The following is a 15,819-nucleotide window of genomic DNA, read 5'->3' on the forward strand; positions in this document are numbered from 1 at the left end:
GCGGCATTCTACCGAAGCGGGAACGCGGGAATGGCGAACGCGGACTGCCCGGGCGCGGCGGGCGGGGGGTGCCGCGCACCGGGGCGGGCAGGTGAACGCACCGGGCACCGGCGAGCCCGTCCGCGCCTTTGCCTGTTCCCCATTCCCGGCCATTCCCCCATGCTATGCACACCCGCATCAGTGCAATCGGCAGGAGCAACAGGCAATGGGCAAGACCCGGGTCGGCATCATCTTCGGCGGTCGTTCGGCCGAACACGAGGTCTCGCTGCAGTCGGCGAAGAACATCCTCGACGCGCTGGACAAGGAGCGCTTCGACGTCAGCCTGATCGGCATCGACAAGCAGGGCCACTGGCACCTGAGCGACCCGCAGCAGTTCCTGCTCAACCCCGGCGACCCGGCGAAGATCGCGCTGAACCGCTCCGGCAACGCGCTGGCGGTGCTGCCCGGCCGCGAGCAGGCGCAGCTGGTGCCCAGCGACCCGGCCACGGCGCTGGCGCAGATCGACGTGGTGTTCCCGATCGTGCACGGCACGCTGGGCGAGGATGGCTCGCTGCAGGGCCTGCTGCGCATGGCCAACCTGCCCTTCGTCGGCTCCGGCGTGCTCGGCTCGGCGGTGGCGATGGACAAGGACGTGGCCAAGCGCCTGCTGCGCGATGCCGGCCTGCCGGTGGCGCCGTTCGTGTGCTTCAGCCGCGCCACCGCGGCCAGCGCCGACTACGACACGCTGGTCGCGCGGCTGGGCACGCCGCTGTTCGTCAAACCGGCCAACCAGGGTTCGTCGGTGGGCGTGAGCAAGGTGCGCGATGCCGGCGAGTTCGCCCGCGCGATGGCGCTGGCGCTGTCCTTCGACCACAAGGTACTGGTGGAATCGGCCATCGTCGGCCGCGAGATCGAGTGCGCGGTGCTCGGCAACGACCACCCCGAGGCCAGCGTCTGCGGCGAGGTGGTGGTGCACGACGACTTCTACGCCTACGACACCAAGTACATCAGCGCCAACGGCGCCGAGACGGTGATCCCGGCCGACATCCCGGCCGAGGCGCAGGAGCGCATCCGCGCCATCGCCATCCGTGCCTACCAGGCGCTGGACTGCGCCGGCATGGCCCGGGTGGACGTGTTCCTGACCCCGGCCGGCGAGGTGGTCATCAACGAGATCAACACCCTGCCCGGCTTCACCCGCATCAGCATGTATCCCAAGCTGTGGGGCGCAAGCGGGCTGGACTACACCGCGCTGATCACCCGCCTGGTGGAGCTGGCGCTGGAGCGCCACGCCGACGACAAGGCGCTGCGCAGCTCGATCACCGGCGCCTGATGATGGCCGCCCGCGCCGCCGGCCATCGCGCGCCGCGGGCCTGACCGGGAGCCGTTGCGCGCATGGCCGCCCAGCCCCCACGCCCATTGCCGCGCATCCCGGCCATGGTCTGGGCGCTGGGCCTGGTCAGCCTGCTGACCGACATCTCCTCGGAGATGATCCACAGCCTGCTGCCGATGTTCATGGTCGGCACGCTCGGCCTCACGGCGCTGGCGGTCGGCCTGATTGAAGGGCTGGCCGAGGCCACCGCGCTGATCGTCAAGGTGTTCTCCGGCGTGCTCAGCGACTGGCTGGGCAGGCGCAAGGCGCTGGCGCTGCTGGGCTATGCGCTGGGCGCTTTCAGCAAACCGCTGTTCGCCCTCGCCCCCGGCGCCGGGCTCATCGTGGCCGCGCGCCTCACCGACCGGGTCGGCAAGGGCATTCGCGGCGCACCGCGCGACGCGCTGATCGCCGACATCACCCCGGCCGCGATCCGCGGCGCCGCGTTCGGGCTGCGGCAGTCGCTCGACACCGTCGGTGCGTTCGTCGGGCCGTTGCTGGCGGTGGGACTGATGCTGCTGTGGGCCAACGATTTCCGCGCGGTGTTCTGGGTGGCGGTGATTCCCGGGCTGCTCGCGGTGGCGGTGCTGGCGCTGGGCGTGCGCGAACCGCCGCGCCAGGACGGCGTGCGGCGCGGCAATCCGATCCGCCGCGACAATCTGCGCCGGTTGCACGGGACGTACTGGTGGGTGGTGGCACTGGGCGCGGTCTTCACCCTGGCCCGTTTCAGCGAAGCGTTCCTGGTGCTGCGCGCCCAACAGGTGGGCATCGCGGTGGCGCTGGTGCCGCTGGTGATGGTGGCGATGAACCTGGTCTATGCCGCCAGCGCCTACCCGTTCGGCAGGCTTTCCGACCGGCTGAGCCATGTCCACCTGCTGGGCGGGGGCCTGGCCGTGCTCATCGTGTCCGACGTGCTGCTGGCGACGGCGCGGCACTGGGGCATGGTGATCGCCGGCGTCGCGCTGTGGGGCATCCACATGGGCATGACCCAGGGGCTGTTGTCGGTGATGGTCGCCAACACCGCGCCGGCCGACCTGCGCGGGACCGCCTACGGCATGTTCAACCTGGTCAGCGGCGTCGCCCTGCTCGCGGCCAGCCTCATCGCCGGCGCGCTGTGGGATGCCTGGGGGCCGTCGGCGACCTTCTGGGCCGGGGGCGTGTTCGCGGCCCTGTGCCTGGCCGGGCTGCCCGTCCTCCAGCGCAGGCTGCCGCAGGAAACTGGCCCCACGCCCTGAGCGGGGGCCATCCCTGCGCCTGCGGGGTCATCCCTTCTTGCGGAACAGCGAGATCACCGCCAGGACCAGGAACACCACGAACAGGATCCAGGCGATGTTGCTGGCGGCGCCGGCAATGCCGGAAAAACCCAGCAGCGCGGCGATGATGGCGATGACGAAGAACACGACGGCGTAGTGGAGCATCAGCATCTCCCTTTGTGTGAGAACCCGGGCTCCATCCTCGGCAAAGCGCGGTGGCGGCACGGTGACGGGGACGTGATCGCCAGATGATGGGCGCCAGCGTGCCTCAGCCGGCCGCCCGTACGCTGTCGCGCAGCCGGCGCAGGCCCTCCTCGATCGATACCCGCGGCACGTAACCGAAATCGCGGCGCGCCGGTTCCATCGAATACCAGTGCGGCGTGCACAGCTGCTCGGCGAGGAAGCGCGTCATCGGCGGCTCTCCGCGCAGGCGCAGCAGCGGCCACAGCGTTTCGCACACTGCGCCGATGCGGTAGGCCGCCTTGAACGAAATCGACTTCTCCACCGGCGGCGCGCCCATCGCCGCGAGTAGCTTGTTGAGCAGCTCGCGCATCGGCAACGGCTCGCCGTTGGAGATGAAGTAGGCCTTGCCGGCGCAGGCCGCGCCCGCCACCAGGTGGTCGAAGGCGTCGAAGTGCGCCTGCGCGGCGTTGTCGATGTAGGTGGTATCGACCTTGTTCAGGCCGTCGCCGACGAAGCGCAGGCGTCCGGCGCGGGCGCGCTCGGCCAGGCGCGGCACCAGCTGGTTGTCGCCCGGGCCCCAGATCAACCGCGGGCGCAGCGCCACGGTCGCCAGCTCCGGGCCGTTGGCGGCCAGCACTTCCTGTTCGGCGATGGCCTTGGTGGCCGCATACGGTGCCTGGAAATCCTCGCCGTAGGGCACCTGGTCCGCGCCCAGCCCCTCCACCGGATGGGTGGCGCGGTGGGTCACGCTCGGCGTGGAGGTGTACACCAGCCGGCCGATGCCGTGCGCGCGGCAGGCATCGAGCACGTTGCGGGTACCCACCACGTTGGCCTGGAAGTAACTGTCGTAGCTGCCCCACGCACCGGCCTTGGCGGCGTTGTGGAACACCGCATCCACGCCCGCGGCGGCATGGCGCACGGCGCTGGCATCGGCCAGGTCGCCGCGGATCTGGCCCACCCCCAGCGTGGCCAGCGCCGGGTAATGGCCGCGGTTGAAGCTGAGCACTTCGTGTCCGCGCTCGACCAGCCCGCGGCACAGCGCCTGCCCGAGGAAACCGCCGCCACCGGTGACCAGGATCTTCATGCGTGTTCCTTCAGTTGCGTGGCGGCCCAGGCGGCGAGTTTCTCGCGGCCGATCTTGGCGTTGTGGCGGATATCGACCGGGAACCCGGCATGGCGCAGGAAATGGCCGATGCCAGCCAGGTGCGGGTGGCGTGCGGCCAGTGTGCGCAGCTGTGGCTCGACCGTGGCCGCATCGGCGCCGGGCAGCAGTTCGTAACACAGCACCGGCAACTGTCTGCCGAACTCGCCGACGCCGACCAGCGCGGTGCGGCGCACGCCGGGTACGGTGTTGAACACCGGCTCGGCCTGTTCGGTGTACAGCGGCCCGGTGGCGGTTTCCACGCGCTGGGTCTTGCGCCCGCAGAACCACAGCCGGCCTTGGTCGTCGAACCAGCCGACATCGCCCATGCGGTGCACGATGCGTTCGCCGCCATCGCCCAGCGCCTCGCGGATCTTGGCCGCGGCGGTGGCCTGCGGGCGGTTGTAATAGCTGTCGGTGGTGGTGGGGCCGGCGACGGTGATCTCGCCCACCTGCCCGGCCGGCAGTTCGCGTACGCCGCTCCAGTCGGGGATCGGCGCGTCGTCGATGGCGATGATGCGCACCACGTTCGGCGCCACCACGCGGCCGACGCAGGTGCCGGCGCCGGCTTCGGTCGCCTCGCGGGTGTCCTCCAGCTCGCGGCCTTCGATGACCGCCACCGGCAGGCATTCGGTGGCGCCGTAGGGCGTCCAGAACTGCGCGTGCGCCGGCAGCAGTCCGCGCATCTTCGCCACGATCTGCGGCGGTACCGGCGCGCCGGCCGAGGTCACCCGGGTCACCGTCGGCAGCGGCTGGCCGTGCTCGGCCAGCACCCGCATCAGCGCCGGCGAGCCGAACAGCTGGGTCACGCCGAAGCGGGCGATGGCGTCGTGCAGCCGGCGCGGGTCGGCGCTGCCCGGCCGGGTCGGGTCCATGTCCGGAATCACGCTGGTCAGCCCCAGCGCCGGGTCGAACAACGCGAACGGCGGGAAGGTCGGCAGGTCCACGCCGCCGGCCTCGATGCCGAACGCATTGCGCAGCAGCTCGACCTGGCCGAGGAAGTGACGGTGGCGGTAGACCACGCCTTTGGGCACGCCGGTGGAGCCGCTGGTGAACAGGATCGCGGCGACGTCGTCGGGCGCGGTGTCGGCCAACTGGCTGCCGGCACCGGCGCCGGCCGCCTCGATCTTCGCCAGGGTGGTGCCACCCCAGCCCCAGCGGGGGCCGACAGTGACCAGCCGGGTGGCCGATTTCGCCCAGCCCAGCAGCAGCCGCGCCACGTGCGCCAGGCCGATGCCGACGAAGGCCTGCGGCTGCGCCTCGTCCAGGCACTGGCGCAGCGCGCGGCGGTCGATGCCGGGGTCGACCAGCACCGGCACCGCGCCGATCTTGAACAGGGCGAACATCAGCAGGAAGAACGCCGGTCCCGGGCGCACCATCACCACCGTGCGCACGCCACGGCCGATGCCATGGGCGGCCAGGCCGGCGGCGATGGCGTCGCTGCGGGCATCCAGGGTGCGGTAGTCCAGGGCCACGTCGTAGGCGGCCATGCCGCCGGCGCCGGGCCGGCCGGGGCAGCGGATGGCGATCTGGTCGGGCCGTTCGCGCGCCAGTTGCGGCAGGCGCGCGGCGATGTTGCACGGTTCGTTCATCTTCCTATTGTCGCCGCTGAAGAAAATTCTTGCGCGTGGCCCGGCCGCGTGGAAAATTTTCCACCTCCTCCCGCCCGCACCGCCGCCCGAAGGCCGGCCGCCATGCTCCATCCCTGCCTCACCTGCGGCGCCTGCTGCACCCAGTACCGCGTCGCCTTCCACTGGATGGAATCGGACGAGGTCACCGAAGGCGGCGTGCCGCACCAGCTGACCGAACGCCTGGATGCGCACCGGCTGTGCATGCGCGGCACCTATTCGGACCCGATCCGCTGCGTGGCGCTGGATTCGGAGATCGGCGTGTATTCGCGCTGCAGCATCCACCCCAACCGCCCCAGCGTGTGCCGCGAGGTCGATGCCTCGTGGGAATACGGCAAGGCCAGTTCGCAGTGCGACCGCGCGCGCATCGCCCATGGCATGGCGCCGCTGACCCTGGCCGACTGGCGCTGGCGCGACGACGCCGACAACGACGACCATCCGGACGACAGCGGCAACAGCCCGTCCTCGCCGCGCGCGGCTTGAGCGCGGATTCGCGCTACGCCACCCCACGGTTTGCATTGCAGACCGCGGGCCCCGGCTCACCCTTTTCCAGATCCCCCGCGCCTGTCGGCGCGCGCCCTTGACCCAAGGGGGCGCTTCGTTGGTCGCAGATGGCGCCAGGCCGTCGCGTTGCAGGAGCAGGGCAGGGGCACGCCGAGGCTCAGTCGAGCGGGTTGCGCTCCAGGAAGGCCCGCACCGCCGGCACGATGACGACGTGCTTGTCTTCGAGCACGTAGTGGTTGGCGTCCTCGAAGGCCATCACTTCGGCCTGCGGCAACGCCTTGCGGAAGCCGGCAAGGAAGTGGTGGTCGAAGCAGATGTCGCGCAGGCCCCAGGCGATGAACGCCGGGCGGTCGGCGAAGGACGGCAGCGCCGCGGCGGCGCGCTCCAGCAGCGGCCAGGCCTTGTCGGCGGGGGACAGCGGGATGTCCTGCATGAAACGGATGGTGGCGATGCGGTTGGCCCAGCTGTCATAGGGCGCCACGTAGGCGCGGCGTACGTCGGCCGGCATGCGCCGCGACACGCCCAGCCACGAGGCGCCGGCCGAGAACGCATTGAAGGTGCGGATGAACCACTCGCCCGGTTTCCAGTGCCGGCCCATGGCGATCTGCCACGGCATCGGCTTTTCCGCCGGCAGCGGGAAGGCGGCGGTATTGGTGATGACCAGCCGCCTGACCTGGGCGTGGTGCGACAGCGCCCAACCGAAGCCGATCATGCCGCCCCAGTCATGCACCGCCAGCGTCACCGGTCCGCGGATGCCGAGGTGGTCGAGCAGCGCGGTGAGGTCGTCCACCCGCGACTGCAGGGTGTAGTCGTAGCGGCTGTCGTCCGGTTTGTCGGACAGGCCCATGCCGATGTGGTCGGGGACGATGCAGCGGTAGGTGTCGCTCAGGCCGTTGACCAGGTGCCGCCACAGGTAGCTCCACGACGGATTGCCGTGCAGCATCACGACCACCTCGCCGTCGCGCGGGCCTGCGTCGATGTAGTTCATCGACAGGCCGGGGCGGACGTCGAAACGGTGGGTGGTGGCGGGGTAACCGGGAAAGTTCAAGCGCGGACCTGTCTGGATCGGATACGTCCGCCGCGGACGCTGCCGGCGGCGGACGATGGACGGATGGCCCGTTGCGGGCGCGGCAGATTGTCGTGCCAAACCGCCGGATTGACCAGTTCGGACGCACCGCTCAGCCGCAGCTCGTCTTGAACGACGCCGACGAGGCGGACCCGATCGACAGCAGGATCACCCGGCAGTTCTGCCCGGCCGCGCTCTGGTAGGCGATGGAATCCCCGCTTTTCAGCCACTTGGTCTGGTCGTCCTGCCCACCCGCGCTGATGCTGACCTGGGCGCTGGAGGAGCGGATCATCTGCACGCCCAGCACCGACGACGCGTCCAGCGCCATCCCCGTGTTCTCGGACAGGATGATGTCGTAACCGCCCTGGACCCCCGACTGCCGGCCGGCCACCTGCGACAGCCGCTCGTTCTCCTGCCTGGCCAGCGACAGCTGGGCGAACAGGCCCGCGTTCATGGCCTTCATCTCCCCGACCGCCCCCTTCACCTCGGCCAGCGCCGCGCGTCCGCCGCCGTCCACCGAACTACCGAGCGCGCCCAGGCTGTCCTGCAGTTTTTTGAACGCGGCGTCCTGGTCTTCCTTCATGCGCACCAGATAGGCGTCCGGATCGCGGAACTTGTCGCGCACATGGCCATAGGCCTCGCTGCCCGCCACGCCCACCGCGAGCAGGGCCAGCGCCACCAGCGTGCGCTTGACCGGTTCGCCCTTGCTCGCGCTGTCGCGCTGCCCCCAGTACCAGCCCAGCGCGCGCCGGACCATCCCCTGCCGTGCCGGCGGATCGCTCTTCTCCACCGCAGCCCCCTTGTCGTTGTCCCTGTTTTCCATGACGCCCCCTGATGGCTCGATAGCGCGAAGCCGGCAAGCGCGCTTCGCGCTCCGAGCATAATCCAGGCACAGGCGTACCACCCGCGCACGCCTCCAGCGATGGGAGAGGAAGAAGGGCATGCACGACTTCGATGCGCTGATGGCACGCATCCGCGCCTGCCGGCTCTGCCAGGCGCAGTTGCCGCTGGGCTGCCGGCCGGTGCTGCAGGCCTCGCCGGGCGCGCGCCTGCTGATCGTCAGCCAGGCGCCGGGGCGCAAGGTGCACGAGACCGGCATTCCCTTCAACGATCCCAGCGGCGAGCGCCTGCGCGGCTGGCTGGGGATCGACCGGCCGACGTTCTACGACGCCGCCAGGGTCGCCATCGTGCCGATGGGCTTCTGCTTCCCCGGCACCGGCAGCAACGGCGACCTGCCGCCGCGCCCCGAATGCGCCCCCACGTGGCATCCGCAGTTGCTGCCACGGCTGGAGCAACTGCGCCTCACGCTGGCGATCGGCCAGTACGCACAGGCCGGCCTGCTCGGCGACCGACGTGGCTGCACGCTCACCGGGACCGTGCAGGCCTGGCGCCAGCACCTGCAGCGCGGCGTGCTGCCGCTGCCCCACCCCAGCCCGCGCAACCGGCTGTGGCTGGTGCGCAACCCGTGGTTCGAAAGCGACCTGCTGCCGGTACTGCGCGCGCGGGTGGCCGACGCGCTGGCCGGCTGAGCCGGCCGAGCCGGCCGAGCACCGCGATTCCCATGCCGGCCAGCGCCGGATACCGCTAAAGCGGAACGTCGCGCCTGCCGGTCCGATCCGCTGCGATCCGCGCGGATGCGGGATCCAGGCCCGCAGCGACTACCATGCACGCCCACCCCACCGAGCGGCCGCCATGTCCACGCCTCCCAGTTTCCTCGACGACCACCAGATCGAACGGCTGTCCAGCCTGCTCGAACAGCGCGCGGTGCCCTTCAAGGGCCTCAACCTCGAAGCGCTGGACGGCTTCCTGTCGGCCCTGGTGGTTGCGCCGGTGGCTGCACCGCCGGGTCAATGGCAGCCGCAGGTCTGGGGCGGCCAGGCACCGCGCTGGAACGACGAGGACGAAGCCCTGCAGGTGCAGAACCTGCTGATGGGCCACTGGAACATGTGCGCCGCGCGCGCGCGGTTCGAGGGCGACGACCTGCCCGACCACCTCGCGCCGCTGATGTGGTTGCCGGAGGATCCGGAGCAGGCCGAGGAAGCCCTGGACGAATCCGAGCTGGATGTCGGCCGGGACTGGGCGATGGGCTTTTTCACCGCGGTCATGCTGCATGAAGCGCAATGGGACGCGTGGCTGGACGAACACGCATGGATCGAGGAGATCTTCGACCTGCTCGACCATTTGGCCAGCGGCGAACGGATCGATCCGGAGAACCCCGACGCCCCGCCGGCCAGGGTTAGCTATCGCGAACGCCTGGATATCTGCATGGAACTGCCGGCGATGCTGGCCGACCTCAACCACCACCGCGTGGATACCCTGACCCCGCGCGTGCCGATCCGCCGCGACGCCGGACCCGGCCGCAACGACGACTGCCCCTGCGGCAGCGGAAAGAAATACAAGAAGTGCTGCGGGTTGAACTGAGCGCGCCCGGCAAGCCTGCCCAGCCGGTCGCTGCCGGGCGACGTAGCCACGGCCAGCCCGGACGCGCGACACCGGGCCGGGGATGCACTGCCGGCCTCTCCGGCCCGGCACAGGTCCGGGGATCGCGCCACGCGCTCCCGCTCCGGTAGTGCGGGCCGGGCCCCGCCTCCGCCAGGCGCCTGGTTGGCGCCGACCTGCGCGGCGGGTGCTGTCACGCAAAACGCCCGCAAGTGCGGCTTGCGGGCGTTTCACGGGCTCACACCGGTACGGCCGGGCGGGCCATTGCGGCAACGCAGCCGCTGGCTTACCAGACCACCTCGGCCATGGTGCAGTTCAGGCCCGAGCCGATGCCCATCAGCGCCACGCGGTCGCCCTTCTTGAGCTTGCCCAGCTGGCGCAGCTTGCTCAGCACGATCGGCACCGACGCCGGGCCGACGTTGCCGTGCTCGCCGAAGATGGTCATCACCTTCTTCGGGTCGATGCCGAACGCCTTGATGAAGGCGTTGGTATGCGGCTGGCTGACCTGGTGGATGACGAACTGGTCGATCTCGTCCACCGCCCAGCCCAGCGCCTGGCGGGTGGCCTCGAAGGTCTTGGTGGCCAGCTTGATGCCTTCGATCAGCAGCAGCCGGGTATCGGTGACCATGCGGTCCAGGTTGCCCACGCACAGCTTGTTCCACTGGTTGGCCGCGCGGGTCACGCCGCCCTTGTAGCGCGGCGCGTCGGGCACCAGCTCGGCGCGGGCCAGCACCATGGCGGCGGCACCGGAGCCGGTGGTCAGCGCGGCGAACTCGTCGCGCAGCTGCTGCGCGGTGACGTCGGGCGCGCTCATCCGCTCCAGGGTCTTTTCATAGACCAGGTTGGAGCTTTCGCCGTCGACGATCAGCGCATAGTCGATGTCGCCGCGCTCGATCATGCGCGCGGCCACGTCCATGCCGTTGATGAAGGCCAGGCAGGCGTTGGCGATGTCGAAGGTGACGCAGTCCTCGCCGATGCCCAGGTTGCCCGAGACGATCGACGCGGTGGACGGCTCCAGGTAGTCGCGGCTGACCGAGGTGTTGACCAGCAGGCCGATGCGGTCCGGCGACACGCCGGCGTCTTCCAGCGCCTTGCGCCCGGCCAGGGTGGCCGCATCGGACGCCTGCGTACCCGGGTCCCACAGGCGGCGCGCATGGATGCCGGCGACATCGCCCAGCATGTCCGCACGGATGCCCAGACGGTCCAGCGTCGGCTGCAGACGCTCGTTGATTTCCTTGGAGGTCAGGGTATGCGGCGCGTCGACATGCGCCAGTCCCGCGATGGAGACATTCTGGAAGGGCATCGGAAGGCGCCAGGACTCAGGCGAAGGGGGCGCCATTCTAGCGGCTGCCCGGGTTTGACGCATCTTTAACGGTTTGCGGCCGCTGCGTATGGGGAGCGGACCGCCACCCGATCGGCCGGATGCCCGGCAGCGGGCGTGCTTCCGGACGCCGCGTGCGCCGGTGGCGGCTCAGCCCAATGCGGGCGGGCGACGCTGGCGCGGGCCCGCGCGCGTCGCGTCAGCGGCACTGCCAGGCGGCGTAGCGCTGGCTGCCGTCGGCCGGCGCGGCCAGGGCCTGGATCGCGTTGGCACCGGCACTGGGCGCCTCGTTGCGCGCCAGGGTTTCCAGCTCTTCCTGCACGCGCAGCGGGTTGCGGTTGTAGAAGCCGACCTTGCTCTTGACCGAGACCACGATTTCGCCCTTGGCCACGCAGCCCGGCGCCACCGGACCGGCCGGCAGCACGCGCACCGCCTTGCCACCGCTTTCGATCGGCACCCAGGTGCAGGCGGCGGTGCTGGCAATCAGGGCGGTAAGGAGCAGAGCGCGCATGGACAGGTCCTTGTTGGAATCGGAACGGATTGTGCCGGGTATGGATGAATCGGTGATGATCCGCGGCCCGCTCCCGGGGGAGCGGGCCGCGATGGTGCTGCATCACTTGGCGGCCGGCACCGGGTTGCCGTCGCTGTCGATCACGGTCACCTCGCCCAGGCCCAACGCACGCACCGGTGCCTCGGTCTGCTTGAGGTCGCCCACCACCACCCAGGTCAGCCGCGCCGGGTCCAGCGTCCGCGCCGCTTCGGCCACCTGCGCCGGGGTCATCGCCTCGATCTCGGCCTTGCGCTTGAACACGTAGTCGTCCGGGCGCTGGTAGCGCACGATGCCGCCGATGGTGTTCATCACCGCCGAGGCGGTCTCGTAGGCGCCCGGCAGGCTCAGCGTCTGGATGTTGCGGATGCGGGCGACTTCGTCCGTCGTCGGCGGCCGCTGGCCGCTGGCGAACTGGCTGATCTCGGCCTGCATTTCCTTCATCGCGTCGCCGGTCTTGTCGATCTGCACCGGCGCCACCGCCATCCACGGCCGCTGCCCCAGCGCGCCGCTGGCGCTGGAACGGGCACCGTAGGACCAGTGCTTGTCCTCGCGAAGGTTCATGTTCAGGCGCGAGGTGAAGTCGCCGCCCAGCACGCCGTTGGCGATGTCGAAGCGGGTCGCGCCGGCGTCCATGGTGGAGGGCACCACCTGGCCGGCGAACAGGTTGGCCTGCACCGCGCCGGGCTGGTCGATCAGGTACACGCGGGCCTTGTCCGGGCGCGCGACCGCAGCCGGTGCGGCCACCTTGGGCGCCGGGCCCTCGCCCTTCCAGTCGCCGAGCTGGCGGTCCAGCAGCGGCACGATCTCCTTCAGCGTGGTGTCGCCGACCACGACCAGGGTGGCGTTCTCCGGGCGCACCCAGTCCTTGTGGAAGGACAGCAGGTCTTCGCGGCCCAGCGCCTGGATCGCCGCTTCGTCGCCGCTGCCGGTGAACGGGATGGCGTACGGGTGGCCCTTGCCGTACAGCAACGGCGGCAACACCCGCATCGCCACCGCGTTCGGGTTGACCTTCTCCTGCTTGATGCCGGCGATCCAGGTGGCCTTGATGCGGTCGATCTCGCTCTGGTCGAAGCGCGGCGCGCGCAGCGCGTCGGCATACAGCGCCAGCGACGGCGCCAGGTTCTCCTTCAGCGCCGACAGGTAGACATTGGCGCCGTCGAGCGAGGCGCCGGCGCCGATGCGCGCACCCAGCGCGTCGGCGGCATCGGCGAAGGCCAGCGAGCCGAGCTTGCCGGCGCCTTCGTCGAGCATGCCCATGGTGAAGTTGGCGGTGCCCGGCTTGCGGCCCTGGTCGGCGGTGAATCCGCCCGGGAACTCGTAGCTGAACTGCACCACCGGGATGTCATGGCGTTCGGCCAGCACCACCCGCGTGCCGTTCTTCAGCGTGGCGCGCTGCAGCTGCGGGAACTTCAGCTCCGGGAAGGTCGCGGTCTGCGGCACGCCGGCGCTGCGGTCCACCTGCGAGGGCAGCACGCGGTACTTGGGGTCGACCGCCGGCACGTTGAACGGCGCGGGCTTGCCCGAGGGCAGCTCGGCCAGCGCCACGCGCTCGCCCGGCTCGACCACCAGGGTGTGGTCTCCCACCCCCAGCCACTTGGCGCCGACCGCCTTGAGGTCGGCGACGCTGGCGTTCTGGATGTTGGACAGCGAGGCGCGGAAGCAACCCGGGTCGCCCTCGTACACGGCGCACTCGGCCAGCGCATCGGCCTTGCCGCCGAAGCCGCCGATGCGCTCGATGCCGCGGATGAAGCCGGCACGGAACGCGGTCTTGGCGCGCGCCAGCTCCTCGGCGCTGGGGCCGTCGGCCACCAGCCGCTTCAGTTCCTCGTCGATGACCGCTTCGACCTTGGCCGGGTCCACGCCCTGCTTGACCGTGGCCATGATGATGAAGTTCGAGCCCAGCTGCGACGGGCCGACCATGGTGCCGATGTTGTCCACCAGCTTGTCCTGGTGCAGCAGCCGCTGGTCCAGGCGCGAGGACTTGGCGCCACCGAGCACCTGCGCGAACAGCTGCAGCTGGTCGATGTCGGTGGTGCCGACCTGGGCCACGTTCCAGGCGCGGTAGATGCGTGCCTGCGGCACCTTGTCGGTCATCACCTCGCGGGTGGAGGCGGCGCGCTTGGCCACGTCCACCTTCGGCTGGGCCATGGTCGGGCCGGCCGGGATGTCGCCGAAGTAACGGGCGACCTTTTCCTTGGCGGTGGCCACGTCGATGTCGCCGGCCAGCACCAGCACCGCGTTGTTCGGGCCGTACCAGGTGCGGAACCAGGTCTTGACGTTTTCCAGCGAGGCGGCGTTGAGGTCGTTCATCGAACCGATCACGCCGTGGTGGTACGGATGGCCGGCCGGGTACAGCGCTCGGGTCAGCTTGTCCCACACCTGGCCATAGGGCTGGTTCTCGCCCTGGCGCTTCTCGTTCTGCACCACGCCGCGCTGCTCGTCGAGCGCGGCCTGGTCGATCGCGCCGAGCAGGTGGCCCATGCGGTCGGACTCCATCCACAGCGCCATGTCCAGGGCGGTGGTGGGCACGTTCTGGAAGTAATTGGTGCGGTCGGTGTTGGTGGTGCCGTTCTGGTCGGTGGCGCCGACCTGCTTGAAGGGCTCGAAGAACTCGCCGTGGTGGTTCTCGCTGCCCTGGAACATCAGGTGCTCGAACAGGTGGGCGAAACCGGTGCGGCCGGACGGCTCGTCCTTGGCGCCGACGTGGTACCAGATGTTGACCGCCACGATCGGCGCCTTGCGGTCGGTGTGCACCACCACGCGCAGGCCGTTGGGCAGGGTGAACTCCTCGAACGGGATGTCCACGGCCGTGGCCGGGGCGGGTGCCTTGGCGGCGGCCGGCAGGGGCAGGCCGGCGAATCCGCCCAGGGCAAGGCCGAGCGCGGTGGCGAGAAGCGCGGTCCGGGGTGTTGCTGCGTTCATCCCACTTTCCTTGAGCAATGAATATGAACGCCGATCCTAACCGCCCGGGCCGGCCGGCCGCATACGCCATGGGTCATGGGGGGGGATCGGCACGGGGGCGGTCCTGTCGCGCCGCGTCTCCCCTCCGCGCGGCCTGCGTGGGTCATGACCGCTGCGGCATTCACGGCCGCGCGGATGTCCGCGGACGCCGGTCACCGACGCCGCCGTCCGGACAGCGGACACCGTGCATCGAGATAAAACACATAATAATCAACAGGATAAATGTGGCACGCATCCTGCTTCATGGTTACCTGCAGCGCAGCCGGATCAAACAAAACATGACTGTACGCTGAACAAATCAACGGAAAGCAAAAAATCACTTGCGTCCCGAGATTTGGTGTACTACCTTACTACCACACCACCGCTCACACACACCAAACAGGCCCGCCATGAACACCAAATCCATCGCCATCGCCTTCGCGCTTGCCGCCGGCTTCGCCACCTCCGCGCATGCATCCAACATCGTCACCCTGGAAACCGTGCAGGTGCGTCCGTCCGCCGACCAGCTGGCCCAGGCCGAGCACGAACGTTCCAGCGCCATCCCGACCCTGTCCTCGGTGCAGGTGCGCCCGACCGCCGGCCAGATCGTCGAACTGGCCGCCGAGCAGGCCGCCGCCCAGCTGGCCGCACACACCCCGGTGGCGATCGGCGCCAGCATCGGCCAGTGGATGGTCTCGCTGCCGGCCATCACCGTCCGCCCGGACGCCCAGCAGGTCAAGGCGCTGGCTACCGAGCTGGCCAGCGATACCCTGGGCCAGGTCGCCAACGGGATGGTCGCCAAGTGAGTCGTCATCGCGATCCGGACCTGTCCGTGCCACGGCGGTACCAGGCACGCAGCACCGCTTCGCCCGCGGCAGGCTGCAGCGGCGCGGACAGGTCCTAGCCGGATTGCCACGGCGTAAACTGCGCCGATGACCGTCGCCCCCGTTTTCCATGTACTGCTGTACCAGCCCGAGATCCCGCCCAATACCGGCAACGTGATCCGGCTCTGCGCCAACACCGGCGCGCGGCTCCACCTGATCGAACCGCTCGGCTTCGACCTCAGCGACAGGCAGCTCAAGCGGGCCGGCCTGGATTACCACGAATACGCGCGCCTGCAGGTCCATCCGGACCTGGATACCGCGCTGGCGCGGATCGCGCCCAGCCGCCTGTTCGCCATGAGTACCCGCGCCAGCGTGCGCTACGACACGGTGCGCTTTGCCGACGGCGACGCCTTCCTGTTCGGCCCGGAAACGCGCGGCCTGCCACAGGCACTGCTCGACGCCCTGCCCGCCGGCCATCGCCTGCGCCTGCCGATGCAGCCGGACAACCGCAGCCTCAACCTGTCCAACTCGGTCGCCGTGGTGGTGTTCGAGGCCTGGCGCCAGCACGGCTTCGCCGGCGGCCAGTAACCGCAGCGCCCGGCAACGGCGAAAGGCGGCGCCG

At 70.2% G+C, this 15,819-nt stretch carries 15 protein-coding genes; 7 read left to right on the forward strand and 8 right to left on the reverse strand.

The features are described 5' to 3' along the window. Window positions 1-205: 205 nt before the first annotated feature. Window positions 206-1,309, forward strand: coding sequence for a D-alanine--D-alanine ligase (ddlA, locus tag MKP15_RS09100; protein WP_240212497.1), 1,104 nt, complete (start codon window positions 206-208; stop codon window positions 1,307-1,309). Between the two features lie 62 nt (window positions 1,310-1,371). After that, a complete protein-coding gene (locus tag MKP15_RS09105; protein WP_240212498.1) occupies window positions 1,372-2,583 on the forward strand; it encodes an MFS transporter in 1,212 nt (403 codons plus the stop codon). Between the two features lie 27 nt (window positions 2,584-2,610). On the opposite strand, the gene MKP15_RS09110 is transcribed toward MKP15_RS09105, so the two are convergent. From MKP15_RS09110 to oleC, 3 genes are all read right to left on the reverse strand, one after another. Further along, a complete protein-coding gene (locus tag MKP15_RS09110) occupies window positions 2,611-2,766 on the reverse strand; it encodes a DUF1328 domain-containing protein (protein WP_161614482.1) in 156 nt (51 codons plus the stop codon). Window positions 2,767-2,869: 103 nt separating this feature from the next. Next, window positions 2,870-3,868: a 2-alkyl-3-oxoalkanoate reductase gene (gene oleD / locus MKP15_RS09115; RefSeq protein WP_240212499.1), complete on the reverse strand. Its 999-nt coding sequence runs from the start codon at window positions 3,866-3,868 to the stop codon at window positions 2,870-2,872. Continuing rightward, on the reverse strand, window positions 3,865-5,517 hold the full coding sequence (gene oleC / locus MKP15_RS09120) for an olefin beta-lactone synthetase (RefSeq protein ID WP_240212500.1): 1,653 nt from the start codon (window positions 5,515-5,517) through the stop codon (window positions 3,865-3,867). The genes oleD and oleC overlap by 4 nt, the downstream gene beginning before the upstream one ends. Before the next feature lie 102 nt (window positions 5,518-5,619). Here oleC and MKP15_RS09125 point away from each other — a divergent pair, with 102 nt between their 5' ends. Then, on the forward strand, window positions 5,620-6,036 hold the full coding sequence (locus MKP15_RS09125; RefSeq protein WP_104939872.1) for a YkgJ family cysteine cluster protein: 417 nt from the start codon (window positions 5,620-5,622) through the stop codon (window positions 6,034-6,036). A gap of 178 nt (window positions 6,037-6,214) precedes the next feature. On the opposite strand, the gene MKP15_RS09130 is transcribed toward MKP15_RS09125, so the two are convergent. After that, window positions 6,215-7,105, reverse strand: coding sequence for an alpha/beta fold hydrolase (locus MKP15_RS09130; RefSeq protein ID WP_240212501.1), 891 nt, complete (start codon window positions 7,103-7,105; stop codon window positions 6,215-6,217). 130 nt (window positions 7,106-7,235) lie between these two features. Further along, window positions 7,236-7,946, reverse strand: a complete 711-nt coding sequence (locus tag MKP15_RS09135) for a hypothetical protein (RefSeq protein WP_240212502.1) — start codon at window positions 7,944-7,946, stop codon at window positions 7,236-7,238. A gap of 118 nt (window positions 7,947-8,064) precedes the next feature. On the opposite strand from MKP15_RS09135, the gene MKP15_RS09140 reads away from it, so the two are divergent. Both MKP15_RS09140 and MKP15_RS09145 read left to right on the forward strand, forming a co-directional pair. Next, the gene (locus tag MKP15_RS09140) at window positions 8,065-8,652 is read left to right on the forward strand and encodes a uracil-DNA glycosylase family protein (RefSeq protein WP_240212503.1); all 588 of its coding nucleotides are present in this window, start codon (window positions 8,065-8,067) and stop codon (window positions 8,650-8,652) included. A 163-nt stretch (window positions 8,653-8,815) separates the two neighbouring features. Then, window positions 8,816-9,544: a UPF0149 family protein gene (locus tag MKP15_RS09145; RefSeq protein WP_240212504.1), complete on the forward strand. Its 729-nt coding sequence runs from the start codon at window positions 8,816-8,818 to the stop codon at window positions 9,542-9,544. Window positions 9,545-9,848: 304 nt separating this feature from the next. On the opposite strand, the gene MKP15_RS09150 is transcribed toward MKP15_RS09145, so the two are convergent. From MKP15_RS09150 to MKP15_RS09160, 3 genes are all read right to left on the reverse strand, one after another. Next, the gene (locus MKP15_RS09150; RefSeq protein ID WP_104939874.1) at window positions 9,849-10,865 is read right to left on the reverse strand and encodes a 3-oxoacyl-ACP synthase III; all 1,017 of its coding nucleotides are present in this window, start codon (window positions 10,863-10,865) and stop codon (window positions 9,849-9,851) included. Between the two features lie 217 nt (window positions 10,866-11,082). Continuing rightward, a complete protein-coding gene (locus MKP15_RS09155) occupies window positions 11,083-11,394 on the reverse strand; it encodes a DUF4156 domain-containing protein (RefSeq protein WP_104939875.1) in 312 nt (103 codons plus the stop codon). 102 nt (window positions 11,395-11,496) lie between these two features. After that, window positions 11,497-14,355, reverse strand: a complete 2,859-nt coding sequence (locus tag MKP15_RS09160; RefSeq protein WP_240212505.1) for a pitrilysin family protein — start codon at window positions 14,353-14,355, stop codon at window positions 11,497-11,499. A 428-nt stretch (window positions 14,356-14,783) separates the two neighbouring features. Between MKP15_RS09160 and MKP15_RS09165 the strand changes: the two genes are divergently transcribed. Together MKP15_RS09165 and MKP15_RS09170 are read left to right on the forward strand one after the other, a co-directional pair. Continuing rightward, window positions 14,784-15,179 carry a hypothetical protein gene (locus MKP15_RS09165; protein ID WP_104939877.1) on the forward strand — a complete coding sequence of 132 codons (396 nt, stop codon included), beginning with the start codon at window positions 14,784-14,786 and terminating at the stop codon, window positions 15,177-15,179. Between the two features lie 126 nt (window positions 15,180-15,305). Beyond that, window positions 15,306-15,785: a tRNA (cytidine(34)-2'-O)-methyltransferase gene (locus MKP15_RS09170; protein ID WP_104939878.1), complete on the forward strand. Its 480-nt coding sequence runs from the start codon at window positions 15,306-15,308 to the stop codon at window positions 15,783-15,785. Window positions 15,786-15,819 lie beyond the last annotated feature (34 nt).

Source organism: Stenotrophomonas sp. Y6 (assembly GCF_022436665.1).
GTDB classification, from domain to species: domain Bacteria; phylum Pseudomonadota; class Gammaproteobacteria; order Xanthomonadales; family Xanthomonadaceae; genus Stenotrophomonas; species Stenotrophomonas acidaminiphila_A.